This window comes from Paenibacillus wynnii (assembly GCF_000757885.1).
GTDB classification, from domain to species: Bacteria; Bacillota; Bacilli; order Paenibacillales; family Paenibacillaceae; genus Paenibacillus_AQ; species Paenibacillus_AQ wynnii.
Genome location: NZ_JQCR01000002.1, coordinates 1,638,857 through 1,655,355 on the forward strand (window position 1 = coordinate 1,638,857; position 16,499 = coordinate 1,655,355).

The 16,499-nt window shown below is 46.3% G+C and carries 10 protein-coding genes and 2 riboswitches; of the genes, 5 read left to right on the forward strand and 5 right to left on the reverse strand.

Annotation, left to right across the window (positions count from 1 at the left end; translation table 11 throughout):
• Positions 1 to 77 precede the first annotated feature (77 nt).
• Positions 78 to 422: a helix-turn-helix domain-containing protein gene (locus PWYN_RS09915; protein ID WP_036650888.1), complete on the forward strand. Its 345-nt coding sequence runs from the start codon at positions 78 to 80 to the stop codon at positions 420 to 422.
• 127 nt (positions 423 to 549) lie between these two features.
• On the opposite strand, the gene PWYN_RS28665 is transcribed toward PWYN_RS09915, so the two are convergent.
• Positions 550 to 696, reverse strand: coding sequence for an anti-repressor SinI family protein (locus PWYN_RS28665; protein ID WP_157261183.1), 147 nt, complete (start codon positions 694 to 696; stop codon positions 550 to 552).
• Positions 697 to 730: 34 nt separating this feature from the next.
• Positions 731 to 815: riboswitch (cyclic di-GMP riboswitch) on the reverse strand.
• Positions 816 to 1,358: 543 nt separating this feature from the next.
• On the opposite strand from PWYN_RS28665, the gene PWYN_RS09920 reads away from it, so the two are divergent.
• Positions 1,359 to 4,226 (forward strand): 2-oxoglutarate dehydrogenase E1 component, encoded by a 2,868-nt coding sequence (locus PWYN_RS09920; protein WP_036650891.1) that lies wholly within the window; start codon positions 1,359 to 1,361, stop codon positions 4,224 to 4,226.
• 51 nt (positions 4,227 to 4,277) lie between these two features.
• Positions 4,278 to 5,585, forward strand: a complete 1,308-nt coding sequence (gene odhB, locus PWYN_RS09925; RefSeq protein ID WP_036650894.1) for a 2-oxoglutarate dehydrogenase complex dihydrolipoyllysine-residue succinyltransferase — start codon at positions 4,278 to 4,280, stop codon at positions 5,583 to 5,585.
• 664 nt (positions 5,586 to 6,249) lie between these two features.
• Here the strand turns inward: odhB and PWYN_RS09930 are convergent.
• Entirely contained in the window at positions 6,250 to 7,686 is a 1,437-nt protein-coding gene (locus PWYN_RS09930; RefSeq protein WP_036650896.1) for a glycoside hydrolase family 1 protein, read from the reverse strand.
• Positions 7,687 to 7,821: 135 nt separating this feature from the next.
• On the opposite strand from PWYN_RS09930, the gene PWYN_RS09935 reads away from it, so the two are divergent.
• Complete coding sequence (locus PWYN_RS09935; RefSeq protein WP_036650899.1) at positions 7,822 to 8,397, forward strand: nucleotidyltransferase family protein; 576 nt, start codon at positions 7,822 to 7,824, stop codon at positions 8,395 to 8,397.
• Between the two features lie 93 nt (positions 8,398 to 8,490).
• On the opposite strand, the gene PWYN_RS09940 is transcribed toward PWYN_RS09935, so the two are convergent.
• On the reverse strand, positions 8,491 to 10,032 hold the full coding sequence (locus PWYN_RS09940) for a methyl-accepting chemotaxis protein (RefSeq protein ID WP_084146669.1): 1,542 nt from the start codon (positions 10,030 to 10,032) through the stop codon (positions 8,491 to 8,493).
• 72 nt (positions 10,033 to 10,104) lie between these two features.
• A complete protein-coding gene (locus PWYN_RS09945; RefSeq protein ID WP_036650903.1) occupies positions 10,105 to 11,547 on the reverse strand; it encodes an NAD(P)/FAD-dependent oxidoreductase in 1,443 nt (480 codons plus the stop codon).
• A gap of 76 nt (positions 11,548 to 11,623) precedes the next feature.
• A riboswitch (purine riboswitch) is annotated at positions 11,624 to 11,723 on the reverse strand.
• 213 nt (positions 11,724 to 11,936) lie between these two features.
• On the opposite strand from PWYN_RS09945, the gene PWYN_RS09950 reads away from it, so the two are divergent.
• Positions 11,937 to 13,031: a GGDEF domain-containing protein gene (locus PWYN_RS09950; RefSeq protein WP_036650907.1), complete on the forward strand. Its 1,095-nt coding sequence runs from the start codon at positions 11,937 to 11,939 to the stop codon at positions 13,029 to 13,031.
• Positions 13,032 to 13,079: 48 nt separating this feature from the next.
• Here PWYN_RS09950 and PWYN_RS28000 read toward each other — a convergent pair whose 3' ends face one another.
• Positions 13,080 to 16,220, reverse strand: a complete 3,141-nt coding sequence (locus tag PWYN_RS28000; RefSeq protein ID WP_052087875.1) for an EAL domain-containing protein — start codon at positions 16,218 to 16,220, stop codon at positions 13,080 to 13,082.
• Between the last annotated feature and the right edge of the window lie 279 nt (positions 16,221 to 16,499).

Consider the following 16,499-nt stretch of genomic DNA (forward strand, 5'->3'; position numbering starts at 1 on the left):
TCCCAATGTATTAGACTTTGTTCATTGATTTGATTTTTGTTATAATAGTATTAAATATCGTTAAGGGGCGTTGTCACATGCCAGAGAATTTGGGTCAACGCATCCATCAGCTACGTCTGGAGAAAGATCTCTCCCTATCCGAACTTGCGGATAGAGCTCATGTTGCCAAATCTTACCTAAGCAATGTCGAAAGAAACATTCAATCCAATCCCTCTATCATGTTCATTGAAAAGATCGCCGATGCGCTTCAGGTTTCTATGCATATTCTACTTTATGGTGAGCTTTCCGAGACTGAAGAGGCCCTTCTGGATTCCGATTGGTTCGGCCTTGTACAGGATGCTATGGCTTCAGGCGTTAGCAAACAGGAGTTTAAGGAGTTTCTGGATTATCAGAAATGGCGTCTTGACCAAAAAGCAGATTAATTTAAAAGCACCAAGAAGAAATATAAACAAAGTATACTGAAAACTTATACTTTGCTTATATTTGCAAAAAGCACAGCGAAGGTCGCTGTGCTTTTTCGTATGTAGCTGCCTCATCGTGTAGACTCTTTTACATGACCTGTAAAGATCTCTCATTGAAGAATTGCCGAACCTCTTCGGCTTTAATCCCTGCTTTTTTAGCCTTTAGGAGCAAATAGACCCATTCTAAATCCAGATCTATCTCACGTAGCCCTCCGTTATCCACCTGGTTGGACATTTCCAAAAAAATCTCCTCCTAAGATTCTAAGTCCCCAGGCAGTCCAGCCATCATAGTATTTCTACCTTAGACCTGAGACTTTGTGTCCCTGCCTTTCAGCAGGTTTACCCTTTACTGTACCCTCTAATATTAAAGGGTCGGTCTGTATTTCGATGATTCAGCTCTGTGCAATAACATTATACAAGGTATTGAAGGAAAAGTGTGTCGATTTGTGTAATTTTTATTGATAAGAATAGAGAGACAAATAGCTGATTTTGGCAATACTTGTACCAATAACAGCGTTTATAAGGAGTGATTAACTATTAATATAGTATGTAGAAAACTAGTGCTCTGGTATGTAATTAATAAATACCCAATTTTTAAATGTTGAAACGGGGGTTTTTAAGAAAAAAGTAGGACGGTAAGATCATTTTCATAGTCCTTTGGTTTGATAGCGATTGTTAGCATTCGTTATATGAATAAGGTATAAACCTATACCGTTTTGCGAACGGATTGGACAAAAGTATGAATTGATTACAACAGACGAAAGTAGCACAATAGTATAAGGTAATAAAATTTAAATTAGGTTATGATTATTATAGAATGAAAACGCAATCATCGCAGCTCTGAAAGCGCCTATACTTGCGCTTAAATTGGAGTTCATCCGTTAGGAGGATTTATTCATGGCAGCCAAAGAGCCCCACAACGAATCCCTTTGGAGTAAATATTACGGACCCAATCTCGGTTATATCCAAGAGAAATATGAGCAATTCGTCAAAGATCCGGCTTCTGTAGAACATAATTACCGGGACCTTTTTACAATTTCTGGACCTCCTCCATTGACTGCAGAAGAACAGCAAGACCCACAGCCAGTAGTTTCCGGAAATACGGAATGGCTTAAGAAGGCCGTAAGAGCATCCAAACTGATTGCCAACATTCGAATTCACGGCCATCTGGGAGCTAATATTGACCCGCTTGAGCGGAAACCAAACACTATGGCTAAATGGCTTAACCCTGAAACCTATGAGTTAACCCGCGACGATCTGGTTGCATTACCTGCTTCTCTGATTTGGGAGAATGCTCCGGCGGATGTACTTACCGGATGGGATGCCTATCACCGGATGCTTCAAATATATACACAAACCATCGCTTATGAATTCGGGCATGTGAACGCTGAACAGGAGCTCCGTTGGCTGAACAGCCAAGCGGAATCACCAAGCTCCCCCTCCCCTCTGAATAGTGCGGAACGCAAAGAACTGCTTAAGCGGCTCGTTCAGGTAGAGCAGTTCGAAACCTTTTTGCACAAGACATTTGTGGGACAAAAACGCTTCAGTCTCGAAGGAAACGATGCCCTCGTCCCTATGCTGGATGAAATCGTACGTGCCGCCGCACATGATGGTGCGGAGCATATTCTAATGGGCATGGCCCACCGCGGGCGGTTGAACGTGCTGGCTCATATTCTGGGAAAACCCTATGATATTATTTTCTCTGAATTCCATCATTCTCCGAACAAAGAGCTGTTCCCCTCTGAGGGGTCAATGGGCATTAACTATGGCTGGACAGGAGATGTGAAGTACCACTTAGGTGCAGATCGCGCAGTCCGTGAAGGTGAAACCGTGCGGACCCGTCTGACTCTGGCGAATAACCCCAGTCATTTGGAATTCGTAAATCCCGTTGTGGAGGGCTTTACCCGTGCTGCTCAGGAAGATCGCAGCACACCGGGAATGCCAATCCTCGATACCAATAAAGCCATGGCGGTTCTGATGCACGGTGATGCCGCTTTTCCAGGAGAAGGCATCGTTGCTGAAACCTTGAATATCGGCAAACTGAACGGTTATCAAAATGGCGGTACGATTCATATTATCGTTAATAATCGCATCGGGTTCACAACAGAAAGCGAAGACTCCAGGTCTACCCATTATGCAAGCGACTTGGCTAAAGGGTATGAAATTCCAATTGTACATGTGAACGCCGATGACCCGGAAGCCTGTGTGGCTGCCGTTCGTCTGGCCAGCTCTTACCGTAATTTGTTCAAGAAGGACATTGTTATCGACCTTATTGGGTATCGCCGCCACGGTCACAATGAAATGGATGATCCTGAAACAACCCAGCCTATCGTATATGGCAAGGTTCGAACCCATCCGACCGTCTACAATATTTACGCTGAACGTCTGATTCAGGATAAAGTCACTACTCTTGATGAAGTGAAGAAAGTATATGCCGAGGCCGAGAGCCTTCTGCAGGAAGCTTATGATAGTATGAAGGAAGGCAAACATAAAAAAGGTGAGAGCAAATCAGCCGTCCCACTACAGACTGGCGATTCCAGTTCACGCGCTACAGCTGTTCCTCTGGACACTCTGCGTGAGATTAACCGCCAGCTGTTGACCGTTCCCGACGGTTTCCAGGTCTATCCGAAGCTGCAGCGAATTCTACAGCGCCGTAAGGATTCATTGAACGAAGGCGAAAAGGTAGATTGGGCATTGGCTGAAAGCCTAGCTTTTGCCACTATTCTGCACGATGGAACACCTATTCGTCTAAGCGGTCAGGATTCACAGCGGGGCACCTTTGCCCATCGCCACCTTGTTCTACATGACAGTGAATCCGGAAAGCGGTTCTCCCCATTGCATCAGCTGACGGATTCCAAGGCATCTTTTGCGGTGTACAACAGCCCACTCTCCGAAGCCTCTGTTCTTGGATATGAATACGGATATAACGTATTTGCACCCGAAACTATGGTGCTTTGGGAAGCGCAATATGGGGATTTCGCCAATGCTGCCCAAGTCATTTTCGACCAGTTCATTGCCGCCGGACGTGCAAAGTGGACGCAGCGAAGCAATCTGGTTGTCCTTCTCCCGCACGGCTATGAAGGGCAGGGTCCTGAGCATTCCAGCGGCAGGCTGGAACGCTACTTGCAATTATCGGCAGAGGAGAATTGGACCGTTGCCAACCTAACTACCGCAGCGCAATATTTCCACCTCCTGCGTCGTCAGGCAGCCTTATGCGGTCAGGGAGATGCCCGTCCACTGGTTATTATGACTCCTAAGAGCCTCATCCGCAATCCGCGCAGCACCTCGAACGGTACGGAGCTGGCTGCAGGACATTTCTTGCCGGTATTCCCTGAGTCGTCACTGGGGCAGAACCCGGGTAAAGTGAAGCGGCTGGTTGTATGCAGCGGGAAAGTAGGGGTTGATTTGCAGACAGAACTGGAGTCGGGTCGGGATCAGGATTGGTCTTGGCTGCATATTCTCCGTCTGGAGCAACTTTATCCTTTCCCAAAAAGCGAACTTTTGGCTTATCTTGAAACGTTCACCTCACTTGAGGAGATTGTATGGGTACAAGAGGAACCGAAAAACATGGGCGCTTGGAGTTATGCTGAACCCCGGTTGAGAGCCATTGCTCCAGCGAATACAGGCGTTCAATATATCGGCCGCCCGGAACGTTCCAGCCCGGCCAGCGGATATGCAGACGTTCATGCCTATGAGCAGCGGAGAATTGTCTCTGAAGCCCTGAAGTTAAACACGCAAGTACAAGCGGCTGTGCCGTCCACCTAAGGGACGGCGTCACAATAGCAAAAACTATAATATTTGGGGAGGTAGCGGCCTGTGTCTGAAATTAAAGTACCCGATTTGGGTGAATCCATTTCCGAAGGAACGATCTACAAATGGCTAGTCAATGAGGGTGACACTGTCGGACAGGGAGATGTACTCGCAGAGCTTGAAACCGATAAGGTCAACCTTGAGATTAGCGCAGAGGAAGACGGCGTCATCACCTCCATTCTGCGCCAAGCCGGCGAGAATGTAGCCGTCGGTGAGGCTATCGGCATCATCGGCAGCGGTGCCGGAAGCCAGCCGCAGGTTACAGCTGCGGCTGCAGTTGAGGGCGCGGCTTCTAGCAGCGCCCCGGCTGAGCCAGCGGCGAGCGTTAGCGCCACTGCACCTGAAGCTGCGCCCGAAGGGCCTGCGGCAGCGGGCGAAAGCAACGCTGCCCTGGCCTCGCCAGGCGCACGGAAGCTCGCACGGGAGCGCGGCATCGACCTCGGCGAGGTGAGCGCCCGTGATCCTATCGGCCGCATTGGGCAGGCCGATGTGAAGGAGCATGGTGCAGCAGCGCCTGCGGCCGCTGCACCCGCGGTGTCTGCACCGGCGCCGCAAGGCAAGCCGGAGGCGGCGAAGCCGGCTGCCGGCAAAACGCAGCAGCCGGAGGACGGCAAGTCCGTCGAGCGCAAGCGCATGTCGCGCAGACGGCTGACGATTGCCAGCCGCCTGGTGGAAGCGCAGCAGACGGCGGCCATGCTGACCACCTTCAACGAGGTGGATATGACGGCCATCCTCGATATTCGCAAGCGCCGCAAGGACGCCTTCAAAGAAAAGCATGAAGTCGGACTCGGGTTCATGTCCTTCTTCACCAAAGCAGTCATCGGCGCGCTCAAAGCCTACCCAATGCTGAATGCGGAGATTGACGGCGAAGATTTGGTTCTGAAGAAATTCTATGATATCGGTATTGCTGTAGCTGCCAAGGAAGGACTTGTAGTTCCGGTCGTCCGTGATGCAGACCGACTCAGCTTCCCGCAAATCGAGCGACAGATCGGCGAGCTTGCCTCCAAGGCACGGAGTAATACCCTCAGTCTTTCCGAACTTCAGGGCGGCACATTTACAATTACGAACGGCGGTGTATTCGGATCACTATTATCCACACCGATTCTAAATACTCCACAGGTCGGCATTCTCGGAATGCACAAGATCCAGCTCCGCCCGATCGCGTTGGATGAAGAGAGAATGGCTAACCGTCCTATGATGTATATCGCGTTGTCTTACGATCATCGGATCGTTGACGGCTCGGAAGCCGTAAGCTTCCTTGTCAAAATCAAAGAACTGTTGGAAGATCCAGAATCCCTGTTGCTGGAAGGGTAATTTCCAATCTAATATAAAATAGAACGCCCCGCCTGCTCTCTCGAGTAGAACGGGGCGTTTTCCTTTTCGTTTTCGATTTGGACTAGCCCTTAATTAATTTTCAATTAGTCCTATACCCAACCCTAATGAGGAATAGTAGATTGAGGGCATACGTTTTTGCAGTTTAGTAGCATAGTTGCGTACAGTGGCATAGTTACAGTTTAGTTGTACAGTCACTGTAGTGGCATAGTTACAGTTTAGTTGTATGGTCACTTTAGTTGCAATTTATTGTACTTTAGTTGCAACTTAGTTACAGCCTCAGTTGCACTTCATTAGTTGCACTTTCTACACCTATTTCGAGCATATAGCCGACTCTGCGTGAGATAAGTGTATTCAGTGCAACTATAAATCGAAAAACCACCTATTTTCACCAAAAACCAAATATATAAGTGCATAAAGTGCAACTAGACAACCGACGCGAGGTGATAACTCGTCTATAGTTGCACTTTCTACACTTAAAAGAGGCGCACAGCAAAACAGGCACCGGGAACGCCCCCAAATGCCTGTTTACCATGCCCTTATACTGTTACAACTACTCTCCTCTGCCTGTGTTACAATTGCTGCCCCACTTGTGTTACAACTACTCTCCTCTGCCTGTGTTACAATTACGCTCCCTTGCTTTGTATCACAATTCCTCTCCGTTACTTTGTATAACATCCCTGTACCAGTAAAAGCTGTCCTTCGGAATGCGCTTCAGCTCCTTGGGGTCGGTTTCATCACGGTCTACATAGACGAACCCGTAGCGCTTTTGGTAGCCGTTGAGCCAGCTAAGTACATCCGTAAAGGACCAAGGACAATAACCTAACAGATCGACACCGTCGGTGATAGCCTGCTGGCACTGCTCCAGATGTGAGCGAAGGTAGGCAATACGGTAACCATCATGTATGGTACCATCCGCTTCCAGCTTATCGAATTCACCCAGGCCATTCTCCGTAATCATCACCGGCAGACCATATCTGCTCATCATACGGCGCAGTCCGATCCGCAATCCCGTCGGGTCAATGGCCCAATCCCAGTTAGTGGTCTCCAAGTTTGGGTTGGCCGTTGTTTTGTACAAGCCGGGGATGCCGGTATCGGCATTGCTGCCTTTTTGGCCGGTAGTATTCATCTCCCCTGTCTCCACACCATCCACCGGATTAAACTCATAGGTCAGTGATTGGTAGTAATTCATTCCCATAAAGTCCGGTGTTCCTGCAGCCAGTAGCTCATAATCACCATCTTCGATGATGGGTGCCCAGCCTTTTTCCTTCAAATAGGTTAAAGCACTTTCCGGATATTGGCCCCAGCAGTACACATCCAGCCACCAGTGATTGGTTAACTCCTCTGCATTCTCAAAAGCCAGCATATCCTTAGGGCTGCTCGAAGCCGGATAAGCCGGGGAATACGCGAAGCTTGGGCCGATCTGTCCGTCCGGAACATATTGACGGAATGATGCGATGGCCTTGGCATTTGCCAGAAAAGCAATATGATTGGCATCAAAAAAACGTCTTCGATCCTGCACACCCGGTGGATGCATACCTGTAATGAATGCGTGGTTCGTATTATAATTCTGTTCATTTAGCGATACCCAGTACTTCACCTTTCCCCCAAACCTTTTATATAGAGTGATACAATAATTGTCGAAATCCTCAATGATCTTCCTCGATTCCCAGGCTCCGTATTCATCCATGAGCGCTTGCGGAACATCCCAGTGATACAGAGTAAGAATAGGCTCAATGCCGAACGCAAGCAGTTCATCGATCAACCTCTCATAAAATTGCAAACCTGCCTCATTCACTTCTCCTCTACCCTGCGGAAAAATACGCGGCCAGCTTACCGAGAACCGGTAGGCTTTCAGTCCCATTTGAGCCATTAAAGCAACGTCCTCTTTATATCGGTGATAATGATCGACTGCAACCTCACCGTTCGAGCCCTTGAAGGTCTTACCGGGAATTTTAGTGAAAACATCCCAGACCGACGGTCCTTTCCCATCCTCGTTCCACGCACCCTCAATTTGATAGGCAGCTGAAGCAGCTCCCCACAGAAAATGTGCGGGAAATGGTTTTAATTGTTCGTGCAGCATGCTTTTCCACTCCTTGTAGGACATCTGAGTTGGCGTGTCTTTTGACTATCGATATTCATAGCAGTCCTTAATATTTAAGTATTCTTCCCAAATATCTGTAGTTATACTTTAAACATACTTTGTGGAGGTGGCCCTTTGAATATTACAAGCGAGGAAGACTTAAAACAGCTCATTAAAGAAGACCCATGGATGATGGAGATTTTAGAAACAGCTATGCTGTTAGAACTCCCGGAATGGTGGATTTGTGCCGGCTTTGTACGATCGAAGGTATGGGATGCGCTGCATGGTTTCGAGGAAAGAACACCTTTGCCGGATGTAGATGTTATCTATTACGACAAACACAATCTTCACGAAGATGAGGAGAAGCGATTGGAACAGAAGTTGCGAAGCCTAAATCCTACGATTCCCTGGTCCGTGAAGAACCAAGCCCGAATGCATGTCATTAATCACCTTGCGGCACCTTATACATCATCAGTAGATGCAATCTCCAAGTTTCCCGAGACCGCCACAGCACTAGGAGTTTCATTAAGCGAAGAGAAGGGACTGATTTTGACCGCACCGCATGGGATTGAGGATGTTGTGAATATGTTGCTAAGACCGACCCCACATTTTACAGAAAATAAAAACTTGACTCCTATCTATGAGGAACGGCTACTCAAGAAGGACTGGAAATCGATTTGGCCTCGGCTGCGAGCTTATTCTGCTGGGTAAGTATACTGAAAACTTATACTTTGTTATATTATGAAAAAACCAGCGGAAGTCCGCTGGTTCAGCCTAACTATGATCTAAATGGAGAGCTTAAGCTTATACCGCCAAATCGATGCCAACCACGCCAACGACTTCTCCTTGGTGGTTCCGGATGGCCTTGGATAAGGTTATGCACGAGCGTTTTGTTATGGCCGAAACATAAGGATTGGAGACATATGCCCCTTCGCTCATTGCACCGTTCCACCAATCCCGTCTCTTCGCATTCAACAAACCTGCCGTTGGTTCGGAAAAGATAAAGGTTCCATCCGTCCGGTTCGACCAGATGGCCTGGACATCCGGCACTTTTTTAATGCAAGCACCCAGAACACCGCCATGACTTGCCGGATCCGGTACATACAGCTCCTCCTTGGCGGAAATATCCTGCAGCAGGATCTGCATCTCTTGCAGCCTTCCGGCATATTGGCTCAGCTCGATCTCTTCTTTGCCCGCAATAACAGCAACTGACTCCCTCAAAGCTTGAGATTCCGTCAGCAGATTAGCACTAACCTCATTAAGTTGTCCTATTTGGGTACGTTGGCGGGTCACCTGCTCCAAGGTAAGATCCACATTAGCGATAGTCTCGCTAACAATGACTACCGCACCGCGGAGCTCGGTAGTGGTGTCCCCAATTAACTGGCTTTGGCGGGACGCAGCTGCTACAGTGTCAACCACCACAGCTCCAACCTCATCTACCCGGGCCGCAATATCATCCAGACGCAGTCTTACCGCGCCCACTTCATTCACTCCGCGTTCCACCGCTGCTTGCTCTACGGTTACCGAGTTTAATACCTGCTCAACCCCGTTGTTGATATCCTGCAAAAGACCGGAGGATCGATCTACCGAAGCTTTGCTCTGATCAGCCAGCTGCCGGATGCGGCCCGCCACTACCGAGAAGCCCCTTCCCTGTTCTCCAGCCCGCGCCGCTTCTATAGAAGCATTCAATGCGAGCAGGGAAGTTTCGTTCACAATACCTATAATAAGGGCGTTTATTTCCTCCAGCATGTTCAAATGTTGGCTTAAAGTTGCGAACTTGCTCCGCATATCTCCGCCTTGTTCCTTTAACTCCGTCATAACCGCATCTGTATTTCTTAGAGACTCGACCATTTCAGAAACTCCCTGGCGGGTATCCTTCATATTGGCCCCAAGTTTGTCTGTCAGTTCCTGAATATGCGATGTGGCAGCCGCGACTCCACCCATAGTTTCAAAAGCTCCCTCTATGTTTGCTTTTGCCTCGTAACTGCGGGTACGTAGCCCAATCTCATATTCATGAGAATAATCTGCAGTCTGCTGCAGTTCCTCCGTATGTCGGCTAATCTCCTCCAAGGCTCCATGCAGCCGGTCTGAAGTAACTACAATTTCATTGCCAAGCAGCTCCACTTTGTTATTAGTATCCTGGAGCAGCTGTTCTTTACTCAGCTTGGAGTCGTGCAAGGTCAAGGACCTCCAACTCAATGTCACAATTAACAACATGAACACCAGCTTGTGTACCCAAAACATGTCAATCAACCAGCTGTACAGGCCAACAAGAAGTACCAGAACGATAAACAGACTTAAATTCCTGCGGTTACGCATCATCAACTGTCCACTCCACTCCATCATGTTATGTATTCTGACATTATAACAGTTGGAGTCCTCAAAGGAAATACTTTCCTAATGGTTTAAGGGGACCGCTTAGTTTTGTATACCTGCCTGCTCCATCATTCCACGGGCGATCCATACTCCAGCTGCTCCCGCTTGGGCCAAACCGCGGGTTACGCCGGCTCCGTCTCCTCCGCAGTACAAGCCGGATATTTCTGTCTCCAACTTGTCCGTAAGTTTTGGCCGGGCCGAATAGAATTTCGCCTCTACCCCGTAGAACAAGGTGTGTTCCGATGCGATACCCGGGGTCACCTTCTCCAATGCCTCCACCATTTCGATCAGACTCTTCATGGTGTTGTATGGCAGCACAAGCCCAAGGTCTCCGGGAACAGCTTCCTTGAGTGTCGGCTCCAGAAAACCTTCGCTGATCCGCGTTTCCGTGGAACGCCTTCCCCGCAGGATATCACCGTACTTCTGAACGATAACACCGCCGCTGGACAAGTCATTTGCTCTTTTACAAATTTCCCGGGCATACTCATTAGGCTTATCGAAGGGCTCTGTAAACTTATGCGATACCAGCAGGGCAAAGTTAGTATTTCTCGAGCCGCGTAACGGGTCTTTATAAGAGTGTCCATTCGCTGCCATTACTCCGCTGTGGTTCTCCACTACGACATGACCGGAAGGATTGCTGCAGAAGGTGCGGACACGGGTGCCCACAGAGGTGTTATAAATGAATTTTCCTTCGTAAAGGTGTTCATTAATCTCCCGCATCACCACATCCGAGGTTTCCACACGTACACCTACATCAACTTGGTTGTTATACATTTTGAGACGGCGTTTCTTCAAGATCTCTGTCAGCCAAGCTGATCCGTCACGGCCTGGAGCAATCATGACTTGGGCAGCTTCGTGGGTTTCCCCATTTTTTAGAATAATCCCTGTAATGCGGTGTGTGCCATTATCTTTGACAGTTGCAATGTCCTGAACCTCTGTCTTGAAGATCATATCAATGCGCGTTTTCAAATATTCATAAATGGATTTAAGAATCTCCAAGTTTTGTTCTGTTCCAAGATGCCGCACCTGTGCCCGCAGCAGCTTAAGTCCTGCGGCGTAGCCCCGCTGCTCAATATTGCGTATGCTCTCCGTAGTAGGATCGGTAATATTCGGGGTAGCCCCGTGCTCCAGATTGACATCATCGACATAACGTATCAGCTCCAGCACCTTCGAAGGAGCCAAATAATCCGTCATCCAGCCGCCGAACTCGGTTGTAATATTGAACTTTCCATCACTATAGGCACCTGCTCCACCAAAACCGGCCGTTATAGAGCAGGCAGGCAGACACCCTGCAAATTCTTTACGGCCTGACGCAGGTGGACACAGCTTGATTTTTTCTTCAAGAATCGGGCAGGTTCGATGATAGATATCATGCCCCTTGTCCACCAGCAGTACCTTCCAATGCGGTGCCTTCCGCGTAAGCTCATAACAGGCAAAGATCCCAGCCGGGCCCGCACCTACAACAATTACATCATATTTACTCATCTGTTCCTCCTACAATGGATAGAGATTTGATTAGTCTAGTGGTTAACGCAACAAAAAACCCGAATACTTCATAGGTATGCAAAAGCACCCTATTCGTAGCCAGGAATTTACGGTCCCCTGTAGAAACCCCCAAACCTTATCTTTGAGGATATACGAACAGCTTATCAATATTTTGTGATCCATAAGGAAGCTTACTTAATATAAGCGAATGTGTCAAGCTTAAATTTATATAATATACGTGTTTATATCAATAAATAACTAAAAACTAATCTATAACATTGACTCATGCACCTAAACACGAACATTCGCAGCATCACACCCTATGGAAGGAAACTGCAGATAATTGTCGAATATATAAGTATATTGACACTGGAAATGAGGAACACCTTATGTATATTCCAACCCAAACTCCTCGTGCTACCTACTGGAACCGCGTGCTTCTAAATGTGTTCTGGATCCTTCTGGCTTTAGATCTGTTGAGTCAACTATTCGTTTTTGGATCGATGTGGGGTTATCGCCCTCGGGTTACGGCAGGGGAATATTTTTTTTCCTATATATTAACTCCTGATTTAATCATATTGGCTCTCCTTCTTACACTTGAAGGTATCTATAAATGGAAGCCGCAGTTCTCTGAAGCCTCTATTACGGTTGGAAGCCATTTATATGCGATTTTAATTATCATGTTTGTGAGTCCAGAGATAGATGTTAAGCCGTTAATTATGCTTTTACCGCTTCTTGTGTCCATGATTTATCTGAATAGCACTTACCTAATAGCATCTACGATCATCTGTTTGACATATACGATTATCTTATTCAGTACTACTCCAACACACGATTATACGCTGCGGGTTGAGAATATAATTATAGCTCTCATCTTTGCCGGTACTTCAATTACTGGCTTTGGAGTCATTCACCGAGGGCGGGATCTCCTACATTCCCTGGAGAATTCAATGAAATCGGAGCAGGATTTGCGAATCCAGAATATCATCATGGACCGCCTGTCCAAAATCGATCCGCTTACCGATCTTTACAATCATAAAACCTTTCATGAATACCTCGGCTGGCTAATTGATCATCAGCAGAATAATCCCTTTCCGATGCAGCTGGCGGTACTCGATCTAGACAATTTCAAGAAAGTAAATGATATGTACGGGCATTGGGTTGGTGATATTGTTCTTAAGCAGGTAGCAGCGATTATATTGAAGAATATCGGGGCTGACGATTTTGCCGCGCGGTATGGCGGAGAAGAATTCGTAATTATCCTGACTGCCAAATCGTTAGATACCTCCTATGAGATTATTGAAAAAATACGTGCAGACATTGCCGAAATGCCGATCACGGAGATGGAAGGAAAATCGGTGACCGTTAGTATAGGAATGCATGATTTTGTGGGCGCAGACTCCAAGAGCTTTGTTTTTCAAAAAGCCGATGATGCCCTCTACGAAGCTAAAAAAACAGGCAAAAACAAAATTGTGGTTTTATAAAAAAAACGAGCCCTCAGAATCCTCTGACGGCTCGTTTTGTATTTAACTCTAGTTTATAAGCAAAAGCTCCTCATCCCATTTCTTCTGCGGATCAAACCATTCGGCTATCCTGTGCTCCGAAATAGGCCTGCTGACCAAATAACCTTGGACCTTGTCACAGCCCGATTGTTTCAAGAAAGCCAATTGCCCGGTATCTTCGACACCCTCCGCCACAACCTTAAGTCCTATTTTATGCCCAAGCTCCACTATGGTCTGAACAAAAGATTGGCTGTATGTGTTATCCGACAGGGAATCAATAAACGTCTTATCCATTTTGAGTGTAGTAATCGGCAACTGCTGCAAATAGCTGAGCGATGAATACCCTGTACCGAAATCATCAAGAGCAATACGTATCCCGCGGGACTTTAGAAATTCCAGCTTACTGACTATATTCCCGAAAGACTCCATGAAAATCGATTCCGTGATCTCAAGCTCCAAGCATTCCGGCTCCAGACCACTCTCCGTTAGAACATTCAACACCATATCCGTGAAATCATCCTGCATCATTTGTATAACGGAAATATTTACCGAAATTTTGTATGGAGTGCCCACCCGATTATGAACCTCTTTCATAAAGAAACAGGATCTCCTAAGCACCCACTCCCCGATAGGGATAATCAGCCTAGAATCCTCTGCAATTTTGATAAAAGATAATGGAGAAACAAACCCCAACGCTGGACTGTTCCAACGAATTAACGCCTCTACCCCGGAGATTCTTCCCGAGTGGATTTCCACCTGAGGCTGGTAATGCAGCTCGAATTCATCATTGACTACCGCACTGCGCAAATGCTTTTCAATATTCATCCGTTCATTGAAAGAGGCATGCATCGATCTGTCATACACAATATATCTGCTCTTGCCTTCTTCCTTTGCCCGGTACAATGCCACATCGGCGTTCTTTAATATTTCTTCAGTAGTTGTACCGTCTTCTGGATAGAAGGAAATCCCCATACTGACAGTGACATATAAATTGCTTTCTCCGATTAGAAAAGGACTTTTGAACTCTTCCAGAATGTCCTCCGCCAATTTTAATACCTCTTCACGATCCCGTGTATCTTTTAGAAAAATAACAAATTCATCCCCGCCAAGTCTAGAAAGAATTTCACCCTCGCGGATTACAGACTGCAGTCTCTCACTGGCCTGGCGAATAAGAATATCCCCAAATTTATGTCCCAGCGTATCATTGATGTATTTGAAATTATCCGTGTCCACGAAGATCAGCGCTGCCTGACCCCCGCAATATCGGAAATAATTCTCCATACCCTCCAGCAGACTTGCTCGATTAGGCAAATTACTCAAGGAATCGTAATAAGCCATATGGAAAATCTTCTCTTGATTCTCCAGCAGCAGGTCATACTGCCCTACCAGCTCTTGCTGTGTGGCCGTAAGCTGTTCATAAGTGGCCTCCAGCTCCTGATAGCTGTTATTCAGTTTCAACTCCACCTGCTTCCGGGTGCTTATATCAATCAGTGAGCCTAAGAAAAAGGCGACTTTATGATTGGAATCAAAAATAGCCTTCCCCCTAACCTCAAACCATACATATCTACCATGCTTGCTACGCATCCGGTATTCCGTTTCATAAATAGGGGTTAAGCCCTCCAGATGATCTTCCCTTGATTTGCGGGCTGCCTCTTGGTCATCCGGATGAATGATGCTAGAAACACCCGCGTATGTATTAACCTCGTCCGTGTTATAGCCCATGTTCTCATACCAGCGCTCGGACATCGTATAAATCCCTGTATCTAAATCGAGCTCCCACATATAAGCGCCTGATCCTTCGGATGCAAGCCTGAATCTGCGTTCATTCACTTGAAGTTTTTCAATCTGATCCTTCAATTCTTCCTCGGTTGCCGCCAGCTCTTCATATGTAGCTTCGAGCTCTTCATAACTCATTTGCAGTTTAATTTCACTGTGCTTTCTCTCATCGATATCCATACCCACCAGAACAAATACATCTGACGCCTGTTTATCCAATCCCTGAAGGATGGATGTCCGAAATACAAAGTGAGGTCCCGAGGAATTCCCATTCTTAATCTGCATTTCTAAATTATTTACACAATCCTTCTGTACCGCCCTCTGGAGGAGTTCAGTGAGATCAGTGACCTGACTCCCTTCCACTCCGTCAATATCATCTATGCTCTCCCCCAATATATCCTTCTCCCGCAGTCCGGTCATTTTCTCGGCATACTTATTGAATCGAATGACTTTCTTATCTGCATTCAAGGCCCATACAAAAATTCCAGTGTGCTCGATAACATCTTCGAAAAATTGCTGTTCGGCATGTATGGACCTGCGTAAATAGTTAATATACATTTTGATAAATACCATACAGAATACCAGCAGGCAAAAGCCTATGGCCGTCCCGGAAAAGATTTTGTTATGCATTCTTACTTTGTAATAATCGGAATGGGTGAAGAAATACTGCTTGTACATTTCCTCGAATGCCCCGGACTGCTTGACCTGGTCCAATCTGATATTAATATACGAGACCAAATCCGGGGAAGACTTACTAATACCATAAGCCACATCCATAGGGTAAAGATTATCCATTTTATGTATGATTTTGCCCATCAAGCCTTGCTCGACAATCAGATAATCAACAACCAACTGATTCTCAAACAACAGGTCGATCTCCCCATTCTGAAGGGCCGTTAGAGCCTGAGGAACCGTGGAATATGTTTTATAATCGGAAATTCCCACTTTATTCTTCAGAACTTCCTCCGAGTATTGATCGCTTCCTACCCCTATTTTATAATTCGCCAATGTATTAATTTTTACATTTTCTTGTAAACTCTGTTTGGCATAGATAGAGATATAACTTTTCAAAACCGGTTTCGAAAATAAAATACTTTGTTTTCTTTCATTTGTTACTACCATCAGACCTGTCGTATCAATTTCTCCCTTTTTTAAGCGCTCGTTCACTTCGGTCCACTGCCCGGAACTGTAATTAATTAAATATTCCTGCTTCCTAAAAAGCATACTTGTCAAATCAATGTCGAATCCGGTCAAATAACCATTCTGAATATATTTATATGGAGGATAATTCAATTCCGCCTGATATTCGATCTCCTCTCTGGCGGCTTGTGCTGTGACAGGAAGGGCTGCTGTAATCAGAAAAATGAACAGGAGTGTAACTTTACACCACTTCATCGCAATTCTCCTTTAGGATATCCGCAAATTCTAGGGCTTTTACACATGGGGTATTCGACAAAATATGAGAGTCTTCCTGCTGCTTTAGCTGCTATTTCATACAAATTGTACAAATATACCATCTATCCTGTGAATATATAAAATTGCAACAAATTAGTTATAAACCCCTTCAAATTTTAGGTTGCTTTTTAGGTATAAAGTGTGGATAATAGCAGTAACGCTTGATAATGATTATCATTATTGAAAAGGAATTACAGAATTTAATCTATTTGAGATAAA

Coding starts and splice junctions, on each gene's coding strand:
- PWYN_RS09915 (WP_036650888.1), top strand. CDS start 78: ATGCCAGAGAATTTGGGTCAACGCATCCATCAGCTACGTCTGGAGAAA.
- PWYN_RS28665 (WP_157261183.1), bottom strand. CDS start 696: ATGTCCAACCAGGTGGATAACGGAGGGCTACGTGAGATAGATCTGGAT.
- PWYN_RS09920 (WP_036650891.1), top strand. CDS start 1,359: ATGGCAGCCAAAGAGCCCCACAACGAATCCCTTTGGAGTAAATATTAC.
- PWYN_RS09930 (WP_036650896.1), bottom strand. CDS start 7,686: ATGCTGCACGAACAATTAAAACCATTTCCCGCACATTTTCTGTGGGGA.
- PWYN_RS09940 (WP_084146669.1), bottom strand. CDS start 10,032: ATGATGGAGTGGAGTGGACAGTTGATGATGCGTAACCGCAGGAATTTA.
- PWYN_RS09945 (WP_036650903.1), bottom strand. CDS start 11,547: ATGAGTAAATATGATGTAATTGTTGTAGGTGCGGGCCCGGCTGGGATC.
- PWYN_RS09950 (WP_036650907.1), top strand. CDS start 11,937: ATGTATATTCCAACCCAAACTCCTCGTGCTACCTACTGGAACCGCGTG.
- PWYN_RS28000 (WP_052087875.1), bottom strand. CDS start 16,220: ATGAAGTGGTGTAAAGTTACACTCCTGTTCATTTTTCTGATTACAGCA.